Source organism: Culturomica sp. (assembly GCF_003524185.1).
GTDB lineage: Bacteria > Bacteroidota > Bacteroidia > Bacteroidales > Marinifilaceae > Culturomica > Culturomica massiliensis.
The window spans coordinates 56,041-76,035 of sequence record NZ_DOED01000014.1 but is presented as its reverse complement, the minus strand read 5'-3'; the positions used below and the strand labels follow the sequence as shown (position 1 = coordinate 76,035).

Sequence of the window (19,995 nt, the reverse complement as noted above, 5' to 3'; positions counted from 1 at the left end):
AAATAAAAATAAAGGCGTATCATCTCAATTCCGGATTTTCAACATATCCTTCATACCGAACACTCCTTTTTTTCCCTGCATAAATTCAGCCGCTAATACGGCACCATGTGCAAACCCTTCCCGGGAAAAAGCCGAATGAGAAATCTCGATCTGATCGACGGCTGATTTATAGGTCACCACATGTATACCGGGCACTTCATCTATCCGTTTAGCCGTAACCGGGATGACATCTGCAGGTAAGACCACACCGTGCTCCAATTCCCAGGACTTATAAGAAGGATGATTTTCCAGAATTCCCTGGGCAATGCTGATCGCCGTTCCGCTGGGGGCATCCAGTTTATGAATATGATGAGTCTCTTCAATATACACCTTATAATCATCAAAACCGCTCATCATCCGGGCCAATGTCGCATTCAACTGAAAAAACAAATTCACCCCGATGCTAAAATTAGAAGCATAAAAGAATCCGCCTGCTTTCGCCTGACAATAATCCGTCACCTCCTGCCAACGTTCCAACCAACCGGTAGTACCCGATACAACAGGTATTCCGTTATCGAAACACCATTTATAATTATCGACAGCAATGGCCGGAGTTGAAAAATCAATAGCGATATCAGCTGTCTTCAACTGTTCGTCCGTACATTCCTCCCGGTTATCCAAATCCACTTTCAACACAATCCGGTGTCCACGCTCCAACGCAATCCGTTCAATAGCCTTACCCATCCGGCCGTATCCTAATAATGCAATCTTCATTATCAATCTCCTGCTTTACATGTTAAAGACAAAGTTAATACTAATTTTGGTACAAGTGCAGAATATAGTCCATAAAGTTACAATACCCGCAAACAATCCCGCCTTGAAATAAAAAAAGGCTGCTTCACAGCAGCCTTTCCTTCGATTTTTTATAATTACTTTGCTAATTCTTTTACTTTCGCAACAACAGCTTTGAAAGCCTCCTGGTGGTTCATCGCCAAATCGGCAAGTACTTTACGGTTGATATCGATATCAGCCTTATGTACCAGACCCATAAATTTAGAATAAGACAAACCTTCCATTCTTACAGCAGCGTTAATTCTCTGAATCCACAATGCGCGGAATTCCGACTTTTTCTTACGTCTGTCACGGAACGCATACAATAAACCTTTTTCGTATGTGTTTTTAGCAACCGTCCAAACATTCTTTCTTGCACCAAAGTTACCTTTGGTCTGTTTTAAAACCTTTTTTCTACGTGCTCTTGAAGCAACGGCATTTTTAGCTCTTGGCATAATTCTTGTTTTTTAAATGTCAGCGTTCCGTTCAGCCGGAAACTTAAGGCATAACATTCAGGTTAATAACTCTTTAATTAATCTTACATCAATAACATCTTCTTCACAGACTTCATATTGGCATCATCGACAATCGTGCTGTGAGTAAGATTTCTTTTCTGTTTGGTTGTTTTCTTGGTCAAAATATGACTTTTGAAAGCATGTTTTCTTTTGATCTTTCCGGTAGCGGTCAAAGTAAATCTCTTTTTCGCGCTACTTACTGATTTCATCTTTGGCATTTCTCTTAATTTAATTGTGTTTCAGAAAATATGTAATTATAAAAATCGTTCGTTTTAATTGTAGATTTTAGGTCTACGATTTCAGATTGTATTCACAATCCTTCCCCTGCAAAAAAGAGAAGAATTGTAAATCAAAAACATTTATTTTTTCGGAGCCAATACCACAATCATTTTTTTACCTTCCAATTTCGGTGCAGCTTCCACTTTCCCATACTCTTCAAGCTCTGCAATAAAACGATCCAGGATATTCGTACCTTGCTCTTTAAAAAGGATCGAACGGCCTTTGAAAAATACATAAGCCCGCACTTTCGCCCCTTCCTCAAGGAAGCCTTTCGCATGTTTCACTTTAAAGTTAAAGTCATGCTCATCGGTCTGAGGACCGAAACGGATTTCTTTAATCACCACCTTTACACTCTTGGCTTTGATCTCCTTTTGCTTTTTCTTCAACTGATACAAAAACTTACTGTATTCGATAATACGGCATACAGGCGGTTCTGCATTAGGAGAAATTTCGACCAAATCGGCTCCGGCAGCTTCAGCCATAGCCAGTGCTTCACGCAAAGGATAAACCCCCGGTTCAATATTTTCACCGACCACCCTTACTGTCGGTGCTTTGATTAACTCATTGATTTTGTGTTGTGGTTCTCTGTTAATCTGCCGGTTTCTCGGACCTCTGAATTCCATTCTTGTTGCGATATTAAATCCTCCTTAATTATTAGTTACTACATTATAAAGACTGCCTTCCGGCACAACCTTATTCGTTATAAATAGCGTGCAACTGCTTGTCGACTTCGCTATGTATCATTTCGATAAATTCATCTACCGTCATCGACCCCAAGTCACCTTGCCCCTGCCTGCGGACCGATACTTTGTTTTCACGGGCTTCATTCTCCCCGACAACCAATAGATACGGAATTTTCTTCAATTCGTTATCCCGGATTTTACGCCCGATCTTTTCATTACGATCGTCTAAAACGGTGCGAATATCGGAATTATTTAACAATTCTGAAAGTTTCCGGGCATAATCGTTTGATTTTTCGCTCACTGTCAGGATGACGGCCTGATCCGGAGCCAGCCACAACGGGAATTTACCTCCCGTATGCTCAATCAATACAGCTACGAAACGCTCCATACTTCCAAAAGGAGCCCGGTGAATCATAACAGGACGATGCTTTTGGTTATCGGCTCCGGTATATTCCAACTGAAAGCGTTCCGGCAGGTTATAATCCACCTGAATCGTACCCAATTGCCACTTACGCCCGATTGCATCTTTTATCATAAAATCGAGCTTCGGACCATAGAATGCAGCTTCGCCTAGTTCAACCGTAGTTTTCAAACCTTTTTCAGCAGCAGCTTCTATAATGGCACGTTCTGCCTTTTCCCAATTCTCATCGGTTCCGATATATTTTTCCCGGTCTTTCGGATCACGCAAAGAAACCTGTGCGGTAAACTCCGTAAAATTCAAAGCTTTGAAAATAATAAAAATAATATCTATTACCTTCATAAATTCTTCCTTCAACTGATCGGGAGTACAGAACAAGTGCGCATCATCCTGCGTAAAACCGCGAACCCGCGTCAATCCGTGCAACTCACCGCTCTGCTCGTAACGATAAACCGTACCGAATTCAGCAAAACGTATAGGTAAATCCTTATACGACCGAGGTTTCGTTTTGTAAATCTCACAGTGATGGGGGCAATTCATCGGTTTCAACATAAACTCTTCTCCCTCTTGCGGAGTCGTGATTACCTGAAAACTATCCTTTCCGTACTTCTGATAATGACCGGATGTCTTATACAGATTCACATTTCCGATATGCGGGGTAATCACCTGCTGATAACCGTATTTCTTCTGCACTTTCCGTAAAAAAGTCTCCAGACGGTCTCTCAACATAGCACCTTTAGGCAACCACAAAGGCAAACCGGCCCCTACTTCCTGCGAAAAAGCAAACAATTCCATTTCCCTACCGATCTTACGATGATCGCGCTGTTTGGCTTCCTCCATCATGACCAACCATTCGTCCAGCATTTTCTGCTTCGGGAAAGTGATACCGTATACACGGGTCAGCATCTTATTGTGTTCGTTACCTCTCCAATAAGCCCCGGCCAAGCTCGTCAGCTTGATTGCCTTAATATAGGATGTATCGGGTAAATGCGGACCGCGGCAAAGGTCTGTAAAAGTACCTTGTTTGTAATATGTGATCTTACCGTCTTCGAGATCGTTGATCAACTCGACCTTATAATTCTCATCTATAGCCGAAAAATGATCCAAGGCTTCCTGTTTGCTGACATTGATACGGCAATATTCCTGCTTCTCCCGGGCCAGTTCGAGCATTTTTTTCTCGATTACTTCCAAATCCTTATCTGTCAATACAACTCCTTCTCCCGGATCAACATCGTAATAAAATCCGTTCTCAATAGCCGGTCCGATACCGAACTTCGTATTCGGATACAATTGCTGCAAAGCCTCTGCCATTAAATGCGCAGACGAATGCCAAAACGCATGACGTCCTTCTTCGTCCTCCCAGGTAAATAATTTCACATCGGCATCATCGGTAATACCACGGGTCAAATCCCAGATCTCACCGTTGACAGATATCGACAACACTTCCTTCGCTAACTTTGGGCTAATCGACTTAGCTATATCAAGGCCGGTCACTCCCGGCTCGAATTCCTTGACACTTTCGTCAGGAAACTTAATCTTTACCATGATATTTTTCTATAAATTAATGATTCTGCATTTTTGCAATGTGCAAAGATAGTAAATAAAAAGCGAAAAGCAAAAGGCCTGCCGGCAATAAAAAACAAGGACTAAAGAAGCAAAAAAGAATTGAAAATCGTAGGCTTTGAATTACAAATTGCAAGACGGGACGACAAGACAACAAAGCGATTCCTGTTTTTAACCGATAATGCATAAAACGACCTTAAAAAATCCGGGTTGTATCGAACAAAATAACTGCCTTCGACCTGGACAAAGGCGTATCCCCCCTATCCCTGATTATACAACTTATTGAAAAGAATCGCCAGATTCATGTAAATCGTCGTATTCTGCACAACGATATGAGAAGGCACCTTGATTCGGGCCGGTGTAAAATTCCAGATCGCTTTTATCCCCCAGGCAACCATCAAATCCGCCACATTCTGCGCATGCTCAGCCGGTACCGTAATAATTCCGATCACCACATTCCGTTCTGCTGCCATTGCCCGGAATTCGTCGATATGATAAATTTCAATATCGTTTACCTTCGTCCCGACCTTGGCATCATCCACGTCAAACGCCGCCTCTATATTCAAACCGAATGCGGCCAATCCCTTGTCCTGCAATAAAGCCGAACCGAGCGACCCCGCCCCCACCAGGAAAGCATTATCCACCTTACTGAATCCCAAAAAATCTTCGAGTACGCGCACAAAACTATCCACTTCATATCCGACTCTAGTCTTCCCGGTAAGTCCTGTATGGGATAAATCTTTCGTCACCTGTGTCGAATCTATATCCATATACTCAGCTATACGCGTCGACGACACGTATTTCTCTCCCCGCTTCTGTAAGGTCTTCACAAATGCCAAATAAGAAGGCATTCGTCTCAAAACCGGCACCGGAACACTGCTATCCTCTTTCATTTAAATTCTACTAAATCGTTTCTAACGTAAAAATTTACTTACAAATCAGTTTTTAAACCTACCGTCCCGATATACCCGGATCTCCCAGGCAAAGCGCTTCAATACCTTAAACGGTTCACTCCTTATTTCAGAATGCTTATAACGTCTGCAATTGTAAGAACTAACTTGCAAATATAAGTTTTTTCCCCGGCAACGAAAAAATTAAATTCAAACTTTTACAAGTAAATTTTTTATTTTTCAATTCCCCATCTTCAATTGTTTCGTACTTTTGCAACGTGTTTTCAGACATACCTTATTTTTGATTATTAATTTACGATTGTTCATAAAAAACAAGTATGGAAAATACGTTCAATCCAAAATTCAGTATTTAAAATTCATCTCATGAACTATCAGCAAACATTAGATTGGCTATTCGCACAATTACCCATGTATCAGCGTGAAGGACAGGCAGCATACAAGGCAAACCTGGACAATACGCTGAAATTAGACGAACATTTCGGACACCCGCACCGGCAATTCAAAACCATTCATATCGCAGGAACCAACGGCAAAGGTTCCGTATCCCACATGCTGGCTTCAATCTTACAGGAAGCCGGCTACAAAACCGGACTTTATACCTCTCCCCACCTGAAAGATTTCAGAGAAAGAATCAAAATCAACGGAGAAATGATCCCGGAAGAATACGTGATCGGTTTCGTAGAGCAAAATCAAGAGGTATTTACCGCAGTAAAACCCTCTTTCTTTGAAATGACGGTTGCAATGGCTTTCAAATATTTCGCCGATGCGGAAGTCGATATAGCCGTCATTGAAGTCGGACTGGGAGGGCGGCTGGATTCCACCAATATCATTACTCCACTGGTGTCGGTAATCACCAATATCTCTTTCGACCATATGGCATTACTGGGGAATACATTACCCGAAATCGCCACTGAAAAAGCCGGCATTATAAAACCCGGAATCCCGGCTATAATCGGTGCCAAAGACAGCGCTTACGACTTTGTTTTTGAAAAAAAAGCCCGGGAATGCAATGCTCCGTTGACTTTCGCTTCGGAAGAATGGCAAATAACAAACAACCAGAAGGGAACCTATGATGCCGCAACTTCCAAAGGCAGTATTCTATCTGACATCGAATGCGGGCTGAAAGGATTCTACCAGCGGAAGAACATTCCGGCAGTACTCGAAGCAGCATTCACCCTGCAAAGTTGTGGATTGGCCATATACGAGCAAGACATACGCGAAGGCATTTCAAAAGTAATCTCCAACACCGGACTCCACGGCAGATGGGAACAACTGGCAGAGCATCCTTACACAATCTGCGACACCGGACACAACATAGACGGACTCACCGAAATCACAAATCAACTGCGAACCTGTACCTACCGCGAACTCCATTTTGTTATCGGTATGGTAAACGATAAAGACGTAGACAGCGTACTCCGGATTTTACCTCCGGATGCACGCTACTATTTCTGTAAAGCGTCTATTCCCAGAGCTATGGATGAGAAATTACTGGCCCGGAAGGCTGCCGTACACGGACTGCAGGGAGAAATCTACCCGACCGTTGCCGAAGCCTACGCTGCTGCCCGTAAACAGGCCGCAGCAGAAGACATGATATACATCGGAGGCAGTACATTTGTCGTAGCCGAAGTCCTGTAAGAAGACCGGCACAGAGAAATGTTTTCTCTGTGCCGGTCTTTCCTTCCCCCCAATATTCAAATACTATTCACTTTTCAGGGCATTCACCGGATTTGCTGTTGCAGAATGTATACTTTGATAGAATATCGTGATCAACACGATCAACAGAGTCACCACCAAGGCTCCGGCAAAAATCCACCAGCTCAAAGGAATCGTATAGGCAAAATTCTGCAACCAATTACTCATCATATAATAGCTTAAAGCCAATCCGATCGGTACGGCAGGCAAAATCCGCAGAATAATATACCGGTTCAGATCATATACGATTTCCTTGACCTGGGCACCCATAACCCGGCGTAAGCTGATTTCCTTCCGTTTCTGCTGTGCGACAAATCCCATCAAAGCCACCAAACCCAACAAAGCCAGTAAAATCGCCAAAACCGTACCGCTGATCAATATACGGGAGGTAATCTCATCCTGCCAATACTGATTGTTGACAATATCACGCATCAGCACAGGGCTATACGGTTCGCCTTGGTAATGTTTATTCATAATCTCCGACAAAGCTGTCTTCGCCTGTTGATATTTACCCGGAGCATATTTTATACCCAAAGTACTACCACTGGTTCTGTATGCCGTATAAACCAATTTTCCGATCTTTTCCCGGGCAGATACATAATGAATATCCTTAGCCACTCCGACCACTGTCATCGGCATATCGTTAAATAAAACTTTTTTTCCGATCGGATCTTTCAGGTCCAGTGCCGCTACCGTCGTTTCCGTCAAAACAATACCGGCTGAATCCATCCTTCCCTCATACTTCAAATCGCGTCCCTCGATGATCGGAATACCAAACAAGCGTAAATACCCGGGCCCAGTGCGTCGTTCGTCTATAGTCAATTCTTCTGTCGACGCCTGATCCATACGCCGCAATCCCTGCCCGCTACACCCGTTCAGCGGATGGCCGCCGGATACGGATACATCAATAATATCGGGAAACTGAAGTAAATCCGCACGAAGTCCTTCATACTGCTTGAAAGTACAATTCAATTGCACCGTCATAACATTATCGGCTTCGAATCCCAACGGCATTTTCTTTACATAATCGAGTTGCCGCCAAACAACAAACAAAGCCGATACACAAAAAATCACCACAGAAAATTGCACCACAACTGAAGTTGCCGTCAATTTATATTTCCTCACCGTCGTTTTACGGATCAACTCCGTCGGACTGAAACGGGACAGGTAATAAGCCGGATATCCCCCCGCAATCACCGTTACAAGCAAAAAAAGTAAAATAAAATACCCCCACATAACTCCCGTTATTCCCACATCCGCAGGTAAATTAAAATTAATCAACCGGGCAAAAGGAGTAGAAAATACATAGTAAAACACAATCGCTATGATAAAAGACAGCAAAGTCACTAAAGTCGTCTCACTGAACAACATTTTAACAATATTCGACCGCTCCGCTCCGTTGGTTTTCCGGACACTGATCTCCGTTGCCCTTTTCTCTCCCTGAATAATATTCAAAGATATAAAATTAGACAAGGCTATAGCCAAAATAAATACCGTCACTAAAATAATAAAAATCAGATTCGCCTTACTGGTTTTAGGGGTCAAATCAAAGCTCGATTGTGTTCCGATGTGGATGCCGTTCAACGGTTCGGTAATACTCCCGAATTTACTGTCACCATAACCATTAAAACGTGTTTCCAGCAAATTCTTATTCACTGCATTGCATTTCTCAATGGCTGCGGCATAATCCGTCCCTTCCCGGAATTTCACATACGTATAGTATTCCAGGCCTCCCCAACCGAATTCCGGTAATTTAGTCAGTAAATCAAAACGGAAATGGGTATTTAAAGGTATATCTGCCACAACGGCTTTTATTTCCAGTGCTGTCTTATAATCGTCGTACATCAGGCTTTTTCCTACAGGATTGCTCCCGACACCGAAAAAGCGGTCGGCCGTACTCCGGGTAATGACGCAAGTATTGGGTTCGTTCAAAGCCCCGTCCAAATTTCCGTATAGCAAATTAAAATCAAAAATCTGTAAAAACGAGGAATCCACCATATACGACCTGACCGAAGCTTTATCTCCATTCTCATATTTCAGATTCATATTCCCCCATTTATACAAACGACTGGATACTTCGACCTCCGGCACTTCTTTTACCAAGGTGGATGCCAACACACCGAAATTAATCGGATAATTCACCACATTTCCACCCTCGTCCCAAACTGTCAATATCCGGTAAATCCGGTCCGCATCTTTGAAATGTTTATCGTAAGAGTATTCAAAGTGCAAATACACCAATAAAAATAACGCCACGGCCAATCCCGTCCCTAATCCGAGAATATTAATTACCGTCAATCCTTTGTTATGAAAGGCTGTCCTGAATAAACGCGCAAAAAAATTCATATTTCAAGTAATTTAATTATTTCGCATACAAGAAATCAAAAAACATGCCATTCCGCATAAAGCACTATAAAACAAACACATACCATTACAACAAAAACATCGGATGTCTTTTTTTTAGACATCCGATGTATAAAAACTTGACACTCTTTTTACAAGAGATCAATATATCCTCTCCGAAAGATTATTCGGCAAAAGCATGGTGATAACCGTCTAACTTCTGCCATCCGCCACGGGTAAAATCAGGTACGGCAACCGGAGCACTGTTATTTTCGATGGAAATCCGGGTCAACTCGGCCATAGAACACCATTCAGCCAAGTCATATACGTCCATATCCAAAGGTAAACCGTTACGTAAGCAATACACCAAACGATAATCCATAATAAAATCCATACCGCCGTGTCCGCCTACTTTTTTAGCCGTTTCTTCCAATTCCCGGTGAATGGGGTGTTTATATTTCTCCATCAACGCTTTTTTCACATTTTCAGGTACAGCACCATGAGCATTCAAATTCTCGTGATTGGGTACATCATTAGCGTCTACCTGTGCCGGTCTCAAACAATATTCTGCAATCGGATACTTACTTGCAAAACCGTCGGTTCCTACCAATTGATACATACGGCTATACGGACGGGGAGTCATGACATTATGCTGTATCAACATTGTCTTTCCGTTTTCCGTACGGATAATTGTAGTCGTCTGGTCTCCATTCTGGAAATCTTTCACTTCCTCACCCGTTGTTTTCTTAATATATTCAGGGCCGTTTACAGCTTTCGTATCCATAGATACCAGATACTTCATCCGGTCGCCCCGGTGAATATTCAACAACTGACAAGCCGGACCCATTCCATGAGTAGCATATACATCACCCCGGTGTTTGCGGTTGTAATCCATACGCCAGTTGTTCCAGTAATACGGCCAGAAATCTTCCAGATTATGGATATAGGCACCTTCCACATGAAGTATATCCCCGAAAAGACCTTGCTGTGCCATATTCAATGTCGTCAACTCGAAAAAGTCGTACACGCAATTTTCCAATTGCATACAGTGTTTACGGGTCTTTTCAGAAGTATTGATCAACGACCAGATTTCATCCAAAGTCATAGCTGCAGGCACCTCAATAGCAACATGTTTCCCGTGTTCCATGGCATACACTCCCATTTGAGCATGGTGTACCCAATCCGTTGCTATATACACCAAATCAATATCATCGCGTTCACACAACTGTTTCCATGCATCTTCGCTGCCTGAATAAGCTGCAGCCTCCGGTAAACCTGCATTTTTCAGAATATTCTGACTTCTTTCAACACATTCGGGACGAATGTCACAAAGAGCCACAACCTTAGTTCCGGGAATATGGGTAAAACGCTCAACAGCCCCGGGACCACGCATTCCCAGTCCGATAAAACCGACCCGTACCGTATCCAGCTTCGGTGTAGTCAATCCGACAACATCTTCCTGTCCGGCAGGACGTTCCGGTTGTCCGACCTCGATAGGTTGCACGACACCTGCTTTGTCTTTTTTGGCAGAGGCATCGCAACACGACATAAATAAAATGGCAACTACCAGAAAACTTAAAGATTTCAACATAGATAATAAATTTATGAGTTATTATTAAAAATTTCGGCACACAAATTTCAACCGTTTGCGACGGTAAAGATATATTATTTTTATCATTTTACAACACACCTATGTAAATTTTTTAATAAAGATTCTTTTGTAAAAAAAATCCGGCAAATTAATCTGCCGGATCTGATTTTTCCTGAATATACTGACATAAATCAGGTTCATCCCCCTCTGAGTGCAATTTCTCAACATCATTTCCCATGGCCTCCTCTTCTTCTAATTGTGCCCTCATCGACGGACTTCGTCCTTCTTTTGGCTGCCGGTCGGCAGTCTGTACATATTGTCTGTGCTCTTTATCGTTCATATCCTATACTAATTTAACCGTTTATTCATGGAACGACACGAAAGCAAGAAGGTTACCCAACTTTCCTCACAAAACGATAAATGAAGTTATTTTCAGATCTTTTTTGCTTTTATACGTAAACTGTTACTAACAACAGATACGGAGCTAAATGCCATAGCTGCAGCCGCAATCATCGGATTCAACAAAAATCCGCAACAAGGATAAAGTACTCCTGCCGCCAAGGGGATACCGATAAGGTTATAAATAAAAGCCCAAAACAGATTCTGCCGAATGGCATGTGTTGTCTGCCGTGACAATGCAATAGCCTTGGGAATCACATTCAAATCGGAAGTTATAAGCGTAAGTTTCGCCACATCAATAGCAATATCCGATCCCCGTCCCATAGCCATACTGACATCGGACTGCGCCAAGGCTTGCGAATCATTGATGCCGTCACCCACCATAGCCACCTTTATCCCCTGGCGTTGCAACGATTTTACAAATTCAGCTTTATCCGAAGGCATCACCTCGGCCTGATATTTTCCAATGCCGGTCTGATCAGCAACAGCCCTCGCCGTTACGGCATTATCCCCTGTGAGCATATAAACTTCCACGCCCATTTTCTTCAGCCGGCTGACCGCCTCGGCCGAAGTCGGTTTTATCCGGTCGGCAATGCCGATCACGGCCAATACCTTATGCTCATCAGCGAAATGCACGACCGTATTCCCGGCCAATTGCAATTCCTGTACCCAGTCCTGCAACTCTCCGGACACGACAATACTCTGCGCTTCCAGCAGACGGCGGTTTCCGATATAATAATCCTTCCCGGCAATACGTCCCCGTACTCCCTGTCCCGTAATACTTTCAAAACTACCGTCTCTCCCCGCAGTAATACCCATTTCCGTCAGATACGTAACCACCGCTCCGGCCAAAGGATGTTCCGACTGGCTCTCCAGTTCCAATAAAACAGGCATATAAATCCCGGCAGAAATACCTTCATTCCAATATATTCCGGTAACTTCCGGTTTACCTTCCGTTATCGTTCCGGTCTTATCCAGCACAACAGCCCCAACTTTATGCAATTCTTCCAGACTTTCTGCATCCTTTATCAAAATATTATTTTCGGCTCCCTTTCCTATACCGACCATTATGGCCGTCGGAGTCGCCAATCCCAAAGCACAAGGGCAAGCGATCACCAATACCGTAATCGAAGTAAGCAAAGCGTGGGTAAAAGCCTCCCCTCCGCCAACCCACATCCACACAACAAAAGTAATAATCGCAATACCGATAATCACCGGAACGAATATGCCGGCAATCCGGTCCACCAAACGCTGTACCGGAGCTTTACTCCCCTGCGCCTCCTGCACCATCTTTATAATATGGGCCAAAACCGTATCGTTACCGACACGCTCTGCCGTAAAACGGAAACTTCCCTTCTGATTCACCGTACCGGCAAAAACTTTACTTCCCGTTACCTTCTCTACCGGTACCGGTTCTCCGGTGATCATGCTCTCATCGACAAAAGAAACACCCGTATTAATTGTCCCGTCTACAGGTATCCGTTCTCCCGGCCGTACCGACAATACATCCCCTTCCTGAATTACTTTAAGCGGAATCTCTGTTTCAGTGCCGTCATCAGCTACCCGGATGACCGTCTGAGGCTGTAACCCCATCAATTTACGAATAGCCGCAGACGTTCCAGCCTTAGCCCGGCTCTCCAGCAAACGTCCCAATAAAATCAAAGCAATGATCACAGCCGCAGCCTCATAATACACATGAGCCTCCAACCCCCGGGACGTCCAATATTGAGGATAAATCGTCGTAAACAAGCTGAATAAAAAAGCGATTCCCGTGCTTACCGCAACCAACGTATCCATATTGGCGCGGCCGTGTCGCAATTGTTGCCAGGCATTAATATAAAAATGCCGGCCGAAAACCAGGATCACCGGCACGGTACATATCAACATAATCCAATCGCCATAAGGCATATGCATAAAAAACATACCGATAATAAATACCGGTAAAGAAAAAACAATCGCGCCTATCGTATTCTGTCTCAACTTATGGTATTCCTTCCGTTGACGAATCTCTATATCACTTTCCGTTTCCTCCTCCAAAATCAAATCGTATCCGGCAGCCTGTACAGCCTCCTGCAAGTCAGTCGGAGTAACAACCGATTCATCGTATTCCACCATAACCGTAGAAGCCGCAAAATTAACTTTTGCTTCTTTCACGCCCTTTGTTTGAGACAATACCTGTTCTACACTCATAGCACAACCGGCACAACTCATTCCTGTCACATAAAATGTTTCTCTCTTTTCCATAATACATTTTTTATCTCACCTATCTGTACGCCCCCTCCGAAAATTTAGTTTCATACAAAAATAAGCAAAAGAGCCCGAAAATCATTGCAGATTTCAGATTGTCAATTATCGGACTTATCAATTCATCATATCTATTTAACCCGGAATTTACGATCACTTGAAAACATCAATCAAAAATTACACCACGAGTCCGTCCCTTTGCAAAATTTTCACCCTAATCTTATTTTTCAATTTAAAATTTAAAGCTTATGTTTACACACCAACAAACTGATTACAAACATTTTATCCACACAAAATATATTTTATCGATATGTTTATAAATTAATTCGATCAAAAATATTATTTATATTGAGAAAATTGATATATTTTTGTAATGCAAAAAGAAAACAATAACAATTTAATACAAATAATGATGGAAACAATTATTAATTCTCAACTACCTGAATTCAGTGTTCAAGCTTTTCACAATGGTAAATTCAAAACCGTAACAAACGAAGATGTTAAAGGCAAATGGGCTATTTTCTTCTTCTATCCGGCCGATTTTACATTTGTATGTCCGACCGAACTTGTGGATATGGCTGAAAAATACGCACAATTCCAAGCAATGGGAGTTGAAATCTACTCTGTAAGTACCGATTCTCATTTTGTTCATAAAGCCTGGCACGATGCTTCTGAAAGCATCCGTAAAATCAACTACCCGATGTTGGCAGACCCGACCGGAGCATTAAGCCGCGCTTTCGGAGTTATGATCGAAGAAGAAGGTATGGCTTACCGGGGAACTTTCCTGATAAATCCGGAAGGTAAAATTAAAGTTGCAGAAATCCACGACAACAACATCGGCCGGGACGCTAATGAATTACTGCGGAAAGTAGAAGCCGCTCAATTTGTAGCCACCCATGCCGGAGAAGTTTGTCCGGCCAAATGGAAAAAAGGCGACGCTACGTTAAAGCCGAGTATCGACTTAGTCGGAAAAATTTAATATTCATTTCTAAAGCCGGCACCCCTTAGCCGGCTTTTTTTAACAACACAAACTATGTTAGATACAGCATTAAAAGACCAACTAAACAACATATTTGCGGATCTGGAGGCCAATTACACCCTGGATATTCATGTCGATCCCGAACATGAAAGCCGTCAGGAACTGCTCGAGCTATTGGAAGACGTTGCAAACTGCTCTGAAAAGATCACATGCAATGTAACGACCGGAAAAAATCTCGAATTCCATATATTGAAAAACGGAACCGATACAGGCATAAAATTCAGAGGCATTCCCAACGGACATGAATTTACGTCTTTACTGCTTGCCATTTTAAACAGTGACGGGAAAGGCAAAAATCTACCGGACAGCAATCTGCAAAAACGCATACAGGCATTAAAGGGCCCCATACAGATCAAAACTTACGTATCTCTGACCTGTACCAATTGCCCTGATGTCGTACAAGCTTTGAATATCATTTCAATCTTCAATCCCCAAATCGAGCATGTCATGATAGACGGAGCTCTCCACCGGGAAGAAGCAGACGAACTCAAAATACAGGCCGTTCCCTCCGTCTTTGTCAACGACCGGCTTATACATGTCGGACGCGGAGAACTCGGAGAATTACTGAATAAACTGGAAGAATTATACGGAACCGCGGATACCCTTTCCGAACCGACCGAGCATCAATATGACGTTATCGTTATCGGCGGCGGTCCTGCCGGTTCTTCTGCCGCGATATATTCAGCCCGCAAAGGCCTGAAAGTAGCCGTTATTGCTGAACGTATCGGAGGACAGGTAAAAGAAACCGTAGGTATTGAAAACCTGATCTCTGTCCCGCTAACAACAGGCAGTAAACTGGCAAACGATTTACTGACCCATATGCAACAATATCCGATCGATATTTTTGAACACCGGAAACTCGAAAAGATAGAAATAGAGGATAAGCAAAAAATCATATCTACCAAAGGCAATGAAAAATTCCGGGCACCGGCTGTAATCATCGCAACCGGTGCAAGCTGGAGAAAATTGAATGTTCCCGGTGAAACCGAACATATCGGTAAAGGCGTTGCCTTCTGTCCCCACTGTGACGGTCCTTTTTACAAAGGACGCCATGTTGCGGTTGTCGGAGGCGGTAACTCGGGAATCGAGGCTGCAATCGACCTCGCCGGTATCTGCTCTCAAGTAACCGTTCTGGAATTTTTAGACGAACTAAAAGCAGATAACGTATTGCAGGAAAAAGCCAAAAGTCTGCCGAATGTCGAAATATTCCGGAGTTCACAAACCATGGAAGTAATCGGCAACGGCGAGAAAATAACGGGAATACGCGTAAAAGACCGCAAAACCGAACAAGAACGGATCATCGCATTAGACGGTGTTTTTGTCCAGATCGGACTCGCCGCCAATAGTGAAATTTTCAAGGGCATCGTAGAAACCAACCGGGTAGGCGAAATCATAATCGACGAACATTGCCGCACCAATGTTCCGGGAATATATGCTGCCGGAGATGTATCGACTGTGCCGTACAAACAAATCATCATTTCCATGGGAGAAGGAGCGAAAGCAGCACTTTCCGCATTTGAAGACCGCATTCGCGGAATATAAAATTTGTTTGTTCTCAACAATAAATGAAAAGTCGCGTTTCCACGCGACTTTTATATTAACCCAATAACATTCCTTCGGCAACTTCCCGGGCCGTCTCCTGCGATCCGGTAATGTGCTCCAACAAAGCCAACCCGAAAGCAAAAGCATAAGCAGGTCCCCGGCCTGTAATTATATTTCCATCTGTCACAACGCCTTCCTGCCGCACATTTATTCCCGGGAGAAACTTTTCAAAACCCGGATAACAAGTCATTCGGATTGACTTATCCAGCGGCAATTTTCCCAATACCAATGCAGGAGCAGCACAAATCGCAGCTATCGGCTTCTTTTTCTCAAAATGCCTGTTCAGCATCTCCATCAATACGGACGATTCAGACAAATGCTGGGCGCCGGGCATTCCTCCCGGAAAAATCATATATTCTGCATCCGCTTCATTTACTTCTCTCAAAAGTCTGTCCGCCGAAACAACCACTCCGTGAGCCCCTTCCACTTCTTTCCTGTCGTAGACAGACACCGTATACACTTCCACCCCACCACGACGCAATACATCCAAAGTACCCAAAGCTTCAACTTCCTCAAATCCGTCTGCTAAAAATAAAAACGATTTTTTCATAAGCTCAAATATAAAAATTATACAACAATCGACATTTCTCCGAGTATTCCGACAATCCGTTTTCCAGCAAAACAAACATACCGGAATCTATAAATTTCATTTATAACAATCGGGTCAAAACTCATAATCAGTTATCCCGTTTTCCCGTTCAAACCTGCTCAAACGATTTTTCAGTCTTCTGATTTCCACCTGCATACTTTCCATTCGGTCCAATATATGCCGGATAGCATCTATGCCCTCAATATTAATTGATAAATCATAATACATACGGGTATACCGTTCCAAATCCTGTAATTGGGAAACCAACAGATATTCCGTATCCTTTTCTTTGCGGATATCGATCAGTCCCTCATCATACAACAACACGATAAATGAATGGTCTATATGATTCTGCCGGCAATACTCATTGACAATAATTAAATCCGTTTCCATAATACGGTCGTTTTATTAATTTATTTTCGTCGGTTACTCTATCCTCGTTTTACAACCCCTTTATACTGCATTTCAACCTAAAATTCCTAATATCCTATCCTATAAATCTCAAAATCAATCAATCCTACATCCAATTCCCTATCAAGCCCATTCTCCAATTTGAAATCTAAAACTCCTATAAACACTGCAATTCTCTACTCAATCGTAAATCAAAAATTACACAATGAGTCCGTCCCAATGTGTAATTTTCCCGTCTCTTCCTTTAACTCATACGCTGCAATTCCTGAAACAGTTCTTTTTGTTTCTCCGTCAGATGCGTCGGCACTTCTACCGACCATGTAACGATCAAATCCCCAAACTGCCCCTCTTTCTTGTATACCGGAAAACCTTTTCCTTTCAAACGTACCTTTGTTCCGTTCTGGGTCTCGGGTTTCACTTTCAGTTTCACCTTACCGTTCAACGTATCGATTACCTGTTCTCCGCCCAACACGGCAGTATACAAATTCAGCGGCACATCTACATATAAATCGTTGCCCAAACGCTTAAATACAGGATCTTCCGGTATGACGAAAGTAATATACAAATCGCCTGCAGGTCCTCCGTTTATACCGGGAGCTCCCTGCCCTCCCAATTTAATCGTCTGTCCGTCCTCCACTCCGGCAGGAATCGTAATCCGGATCTTTTTATCATTGACCGTCAATATCTGTTTATGGGTTTGAGCCGCATCCCGCAACGATAACTGCAATTGCGCATTGTAATCCTGTCCCCGGAATCCGGCACTTCTTCCGCCACGACGCCCTCCCCGTGAACCGAATAACGATTCAAAGAAATCTGAAAATTCTCCGTCATCCCCGGAAAATCCCCCGGCCGACGACCAATACCCTCCTCCTCCGGCCCCACCGTATTGCCGCTGCTGCTGTTGCTGTGCCTCAAACTGATCGGCATGTTGCCAATGCTCACCGTACTGATCATACTTCTTCCGTTTTTCCGGATCACTCAATACCTCATTGGCTTCATTTATCTCCTGAAAACGCCGCTTGGCATCCGCATCATTCGGATTCAAATCAGGATGATGCTTCCGGGCTAATTTTTTAAAAGCCTTTTTAATATCATCCTGGGAAGCACTCTTATCAACTCCGAGAATTTTGTAATAATCTATATATGCCATATTTCACATTATAAAAATCCAATATCAAAAAACCGGCACCTTATTACCGGCCTTCTAATCCCCAACAATACATCAATTTTACGGCCAAACCCACAAAAAGATTTTCAAAAATCAGATTAAAATTTACAAAATTCGGAATTCCCTGCATTTTTCGGCGATACACCCCGGCAAGCAACAAAACGTTCACATGACAGAATGTAATCGTTCCCCTCCTCTTCCGTCACTTTGTCAGCGAATCACAATCTGACAATCGTCCAGACTTTCAATGATGGCCAACGATTCTATTCTAATCCCCCGTTCTCTCAACACATTGCCTCCATCCTGAAAAGCCTTCTCTATGATAAAACCCATACCCGCCAATTCTGCTCCGGCCTGGCGGATCAAGTCGATGCACCCACACGCCGCATTGCCGTTTGCCAGAAAATCATCGATAAAGAGCACCCGGTCTCCCGGTTTCAGAAAATCACGGCTGATACATACCGTATACTCCCGGTCCTTTGTAAACGAACGAACGACAGTCGAAAGTATATGTTCCATAGTCTTCGGCTGTTTCTTCTTGGCAAACACCACCGGTAATTCCAGCAAATAGCCCACCATAATTGCCGGAGCAATCCCGCTGGCCTCTATTGTCATTACCTTATTGAAATCCGTTCCGGCAAAACGCCTGACAAACTCGACGGCTACCGATTTCATTAGAATCGGATCCATCTGGTGATTGATAAAACTATCGACCTTCAATATCCCTCCCGGAAAACATTTCCCGTCCTGGAGTATTCTTTTTTTCAGTAATTCCATATTTTAAATATTTCAACGTATTTTATCCGGCCGGCAGCAAAAACACCGCCTTCCTGCCCGTAAATATTCAGTCCTTTATTCCTCCCCGAAAACAAAATTGTACTCTTCAAACTTCGCCTTGAAAAGTTCTTCTTGCCCCTTCGCTTTCATCCCACTATAAACCCCGTCGATCATACGTCCCGTCTCTCCCTGAAACTGTGAATTACTTTCAACATACAAACGATGAGCCGGCAACAGGTAGTCGAGAATATGTTCATAATCCTGTTGCGCATAATACACCCTCGCCGCACCACAGTATCCCTCCGGATTTTCCGGATACAGATGTATATAAAGCTGATAGGATTTCAATGCCGGTTCATATTCCTTCATCGCTTCCAAAAGAATGCCTTTATTGAGTAAAGCGACGCGACCTTCCGGAAAAAGTTTCAAAGAATTGTCGTAACACGCCAAAGCTTTCCGGTATTTCTCTGATTTCCGGTAAACTACCGCCAGATTATCCCAGGCTTTCACAAATTTATCATCCGCTTTCAACGCCTGACGATACTCGGTAATTGCTTTGGCATAATCTTTTTCCATCGAATAAACCACCCCCTGATTGAAGTGTACATTTGCTTCTTTAACCGAAGAAGGAGCATAAAACCGGTCCGTCCTTTCCTGCAATATCAAAGACTTAAACAAAGGGCAATTTTGCACCAAACGGTTTTGTAATTGCTCAATTGTTTTTCTGATGTTTTCTACCCGATTCATCTTCACTCTATCCTCCTCACCCGCCTTTTCCATCGTCACCGCCATTCCCTGCGCCAAACAAACTTTATAATTTATCGAATCTCCGGAAGACAAAGCCAGTGAATCCAAACATTTACAAGCCGCTTCAGCCATCCTGTCGATTAAATCCTGTGCAAAAAGCCCCGGACCTAAAAAAAGAAAAAAGCACCCTATCCAATATCTTTTCATAAAT

At 43.2% G+C, this 19,995-nt stretch carries 16 protein-coding genes and 2 pseudogenes; 3 read left to right on the top strand and 15 right to left on the bottom strand.

Annotated features, from left to right (window positions below; all coding sequences use genetic code 11):
- Positions 1-24: 24 nt before the first annotated feature.
- The 6 genes and pseudogenes from dapB to DD657_RS05940 form a co-directional block, all read right to left on the bottom strand.
- Entirely contained in the window at positions 25-753 is a 729-nt protein-coding gene (dapB, locus tag DD657_RS05965; RefSeq protein WP_118774375.1) for a 4-hydroxy-tetrahydrodipicolinate reductase, read from the bottom strand.
- Positions 754-908: 155 nt separating this feature from the next.
- Entirely contained in the window at positions 909-1,265 is a 357-nt protein-coding gene (gene rplT / locus DD657_RS05960; protein WP_021987307.1) for a 50S ribosomal protein L20, read from the bottom strand.
- Between the two features lie 83 nt (positions 1,266-1,348).
- A complete protein-coding gene (rpmI, locus tag DD657_RS05955; protein ID WP_021987308.1) occupies positions 1,349-1,543 on the bottom strand; it encodes a 50S ribosomal protein L35 in 195 nt (64 codons plus the stop codon).
- Positions 1,544-1,687: 144 nt separating this feature from the next.
- Positions 1,688-2,227: pseudogene (gene infC, locus DD657_RS05950) on the bottom strand (translation initiation factor IF-3); the annotation flags it as partial.
- 70 nt (positions 2,228-2,297) lie between these two features.
- Positions 2,298-4,250, bottom strand: coding sequence for a threonine--tRNA ligase (gene thrS, locus DD657_RS05945; RefSeq protein ID WP_021987310.1), 1,953 nt, complete (start codon positions 4,248-4,250; stop codon positions 2,298-2,300).
- 278 nt (positions 4,251-4,528) lie between these two features.
- A complete protein-coding gene (locus DD657_RS05940) occupies positions 4,529-5,161 on the bottom strand; it encodes a redox-sensing transcriptional repressor Rex (protein ID WP_021987311.1) in 633 nt (210 codons plus the stop codon).
- A 381-nt stretch (positions 5,162-5,542) separates the two neighbouring features.
- Here DD657_RS05940 and DD657_RS05935 point away from each other — a divergent pair, with 381 nt between their 5' ends.
- Positions 5,543-6,817: a bifunctional folylpolyglutamate synthase/dihydrofolate synthase gene (locus DD657_RS05935; protein ID WP_287049003.1), complete on the top strand. Its 1,275-nt coding sequence runs from the start codon at positions 5,543-5,545 to the stop codon at positions 6,815-6,817.
- 63 nt (positions 6,818-6,880) lie between these two features.
- On the opposite strand, the gene DD657_RS05930 is transcribed toward DD657_RS05935, so the two are convergent.
- From DD657_RS05930 to DD657_RS05915, 4 genes and pseudogenes are all read right to left on the bottom strand, one after another.
- Positions 6,881-9,220: an ABC transporter permease gene (locus DD657_RS05930; RefSeq protein WP_021987314.1), complete on the bottom strand. Its 2,340-nt coding sequence runs from the start codon at positions 9,218-9,220 to the stop codon at positions 6,881-6,883.
- Between the two features lie 181 nt (positions 9,221-9,401).
- A pseudogene (locus tag DD657_RS05925) lies at positions 9,402-10,715 on the bottom strand (Gfo/Idh/MocA family protein); the annotation flags it as partial.
- 241 nt (positions 10,716-10,956) lie between these two features.
- Entirely contained in the window at positions 10,957-11,148 is a 192-nt protein-coding gene (locus DD657_RS05920) for a hypothetical protein (protein ID WP_287049001.1), read from the bottom strand.
- A 92-nt stretch (positions 11,149-11,240) separates the two neighbouring features.
- A complete protein-coding gene (locus tag DD657_RS05915) occupies positions 11,241-13,451 on the bottom strand; it encodes a heavy metal translocating P-type ATPase (protein WP_273133210.1) in 2,211 nt (736 codons plus the stop codon).
- A gap of 412 nt (positions 13,452-13,863) precedes the next feature.
- On the opposite strand from DD657_RS05915, the gene ahpC reads away from it, so the two are divergent.
- Entirely contained in the window at positions 13,864-14,430 is a 567-nt protein-coding gene (gene ahpC / locus DD657_RS05910) for an alkyl hydroperoxide reductase subunit C (protein WP_021987318.1), read from the top strand.
- A 54-nt stretch (positions 14,431-14,484) separates the two neighbouring features.
- Positions 14,485-16,032, top strand: a complete 1,548-nt coding sequence (gene ahpF, locus DD657_RS05905; protein ID WP_287048997.1) for an alkyl hydroperoxide reductase subunit F — start codon at positions 14,485-14,487, stop codon at positions 16,030-16,032.
- A gap of 55 nt (positions 16,033-16,087) precedes the next feature.
- On the opposite strand, the gene DD657_RS05900 is transcribed toward ahpF, so the two are convergent.
- The 5 genes from DD657_RS05900 to DD657_RS05880 all read right to left on the bottom strand — a co-directional run bounded on the left by DD657_RS05900 (position 16,088) and on the right by DD657_RS05880 (position 19,991).
- Complete coding sequence (locus DD657_RS05900; RefSeq protein WP_021987320.1) at positions 16,088-16,642, bottom strand: DJ-1 family glyoxalase III; 555 nt, start codon at positions 16,640-16,642, stop codon at positions 16,088-16,090.
- A 114-nt stretch (positions 16,643-16,756) separates the two neighbouring features.
- On the bottom strand, positions 16,757-17,074 hold the full coding sequence (locus tag DD657_RS05895; protein ID WP_287048995.1) for a chaperone modulator CbpM: 318 nt from the start codon (positions 17,072-17,074) through the stop codon (positions 16,757-16,759).
- A gap of 262 nt (positions 17,075-17,336) precedes the next feature.
- The gene (locus tag DD657_RS05890; protein ID WP_021987323.1) at positions 17,337-18,242 is read right to left on the bottom strand and encodes a DnaJ C-terminal domain-containing protein; all 906 of its coding nucleotides are present in this window, start codon (positions 18,240-18,242) and stop codon (positions 17,337-17,339) included.
- Positions 18,243-18,470: 228 nt separating this feature from the next.
- Positions 18,471-19,037 (bottom strand): xanthine phosphoribosyltransferase, encoded by a 567-nt coding sequence (xpt, locus tag DD657_RS05885; RefSeq protein ID WP_021987324.1) that lies wholly within the window; start codon positions 19,035-19,037, stop codon positions 18,471-18,473.
- A 75-nt stretch (positions 19,038-19,112) separates the two neighbouring features.
- A complete protein-coding gene (locus DD657_RS05880) occupies positions 19,113-19,991 on the bottom strand; it encodes a tetratricopeptide repeat protein (protein ID WP_021987325.1) in 879 nt (292 codons plus the stop codon).
- Between the last annotated feature and the right edge of the window lie 4 nt (positions 19,992-19,995).

What these genes read in the sequence shown, in the direction of transcription:
- dapB (WP_118774375.1), bottom strand. Translation starts at nt 753, where the DNA reads ATGAAGATTGCATTATTAGGATACGGCCGGATGGGTAAGGCTATTGAA.
- rplT (WP_021987307.1), bottom strand. Translation starts at nt 1,265, where the DNA reads ATGCCAAGAGCTAAAAATGCCGTTGCTTCAAGAGCACGTAGAAAAAAG.
- rpmI (WP_021987308.1), bottom strand. Translation starts at nt 1,543, where the DNA reads ATGCCAAAGATGAAATCAGTAAGTAGCGCGAAAAAGAGATTTACTTTG.
- thrS (WP_021987310.1), bottom strand. Translation starts at nt 4,250, where the DNA reads ATGGTAAAGATTAAGTTTCCTGACGAAAGTGTCAAGGAATTCGAGCCG.
- DD657_RS05940 (WP_021987311.1), bottom strand. Translation starts at nt 5,161, where the DNA reads ATGAAAGAGGATAGCAGTGTTCCGGTGCCGGTTTTGAGACGAATGCCT.
- DD657_RS05935 (WP_287049003.1), top strand. Translation starts at nt 5,543, where the DNA reads ATGAACTATCAGCAAACATTAGATTGGCTATTCGCACAATTACCCATG.
- DD657_RS05930 (WP_021987314.1), bottom strand. Translation starts at nt 9,220, where the DNA reads ATGAATTTTTTTGCGCGTTTATTCAGGACAGCCTTTCATAACAAAGGA.
- DD657_RS05920 (WP_287049001.1), bottom strand. Translation starts at nt 11,148, where the DNA reads ATGAACGATAAAGAGCACAGACAATATGTACAGACTGCCGACCGGCAG.
- DD657_RS05915 (WP_273133210.1), bottom strand. Translation starts at nt 13,451, where the DNA reads ATGGAAAAGAGAGAAACATTTTATGTGACAGGAATGAGTTGTGCCGGT.
- ahpC (WP_021987318.1), top strand. Translation starts at nt 13,864, where the DNA reads ATGGAAACAATTATTAATTCTCAACTACCTGAATTCAGTGTTCAAGCT.
- ahpF (WP_287048997.1), top strand. Translation starts at nt 14,485, where the DNA reads ATGTTAGATACAGCATTAAAAGACCAACTAAACAACATATTTGCGGAT.
- DD657_RS05900 (WP_021987320.1), bottom strand. Translation starts at nt 16,642, where the DNA reads ATGAAAAAATCGTTTTTATTTTTAGCAGACGGATTTGAGGAAGTTGAA.
- DD657_RS05895 (WP_287048995.1), bottom strand. Translation starts at nt 17,074, where the DNA reads ATGGAAACGGATTTAATTATTGTCAATGAGTATTGCCGGCAGAATCAT.
- DD657_RS05890 (WP_021987323.1), bottom strand. Translation starts at nt 18,242, where the DNA reads ATGGCATATATAGATTATTACAAAATTCTCGGAGTTGATAAGAGTGCT.
- xpt (WP_021987324.1), bottom strand. Translation starts at nt 19,037, where the DNA reads ATGGAATTACTGAAAAAAAGAATACTCCAGGACGGGAAATGTTTTCCG.
- DD657_RS05880 (WP_021987325.1), bottom strand. Translation starts at nt 19,991, where the DNA reads ATGAAAAGATATTGGATAGGGTGCTTTTTTCTTTTTTTAGGTCCGGGG.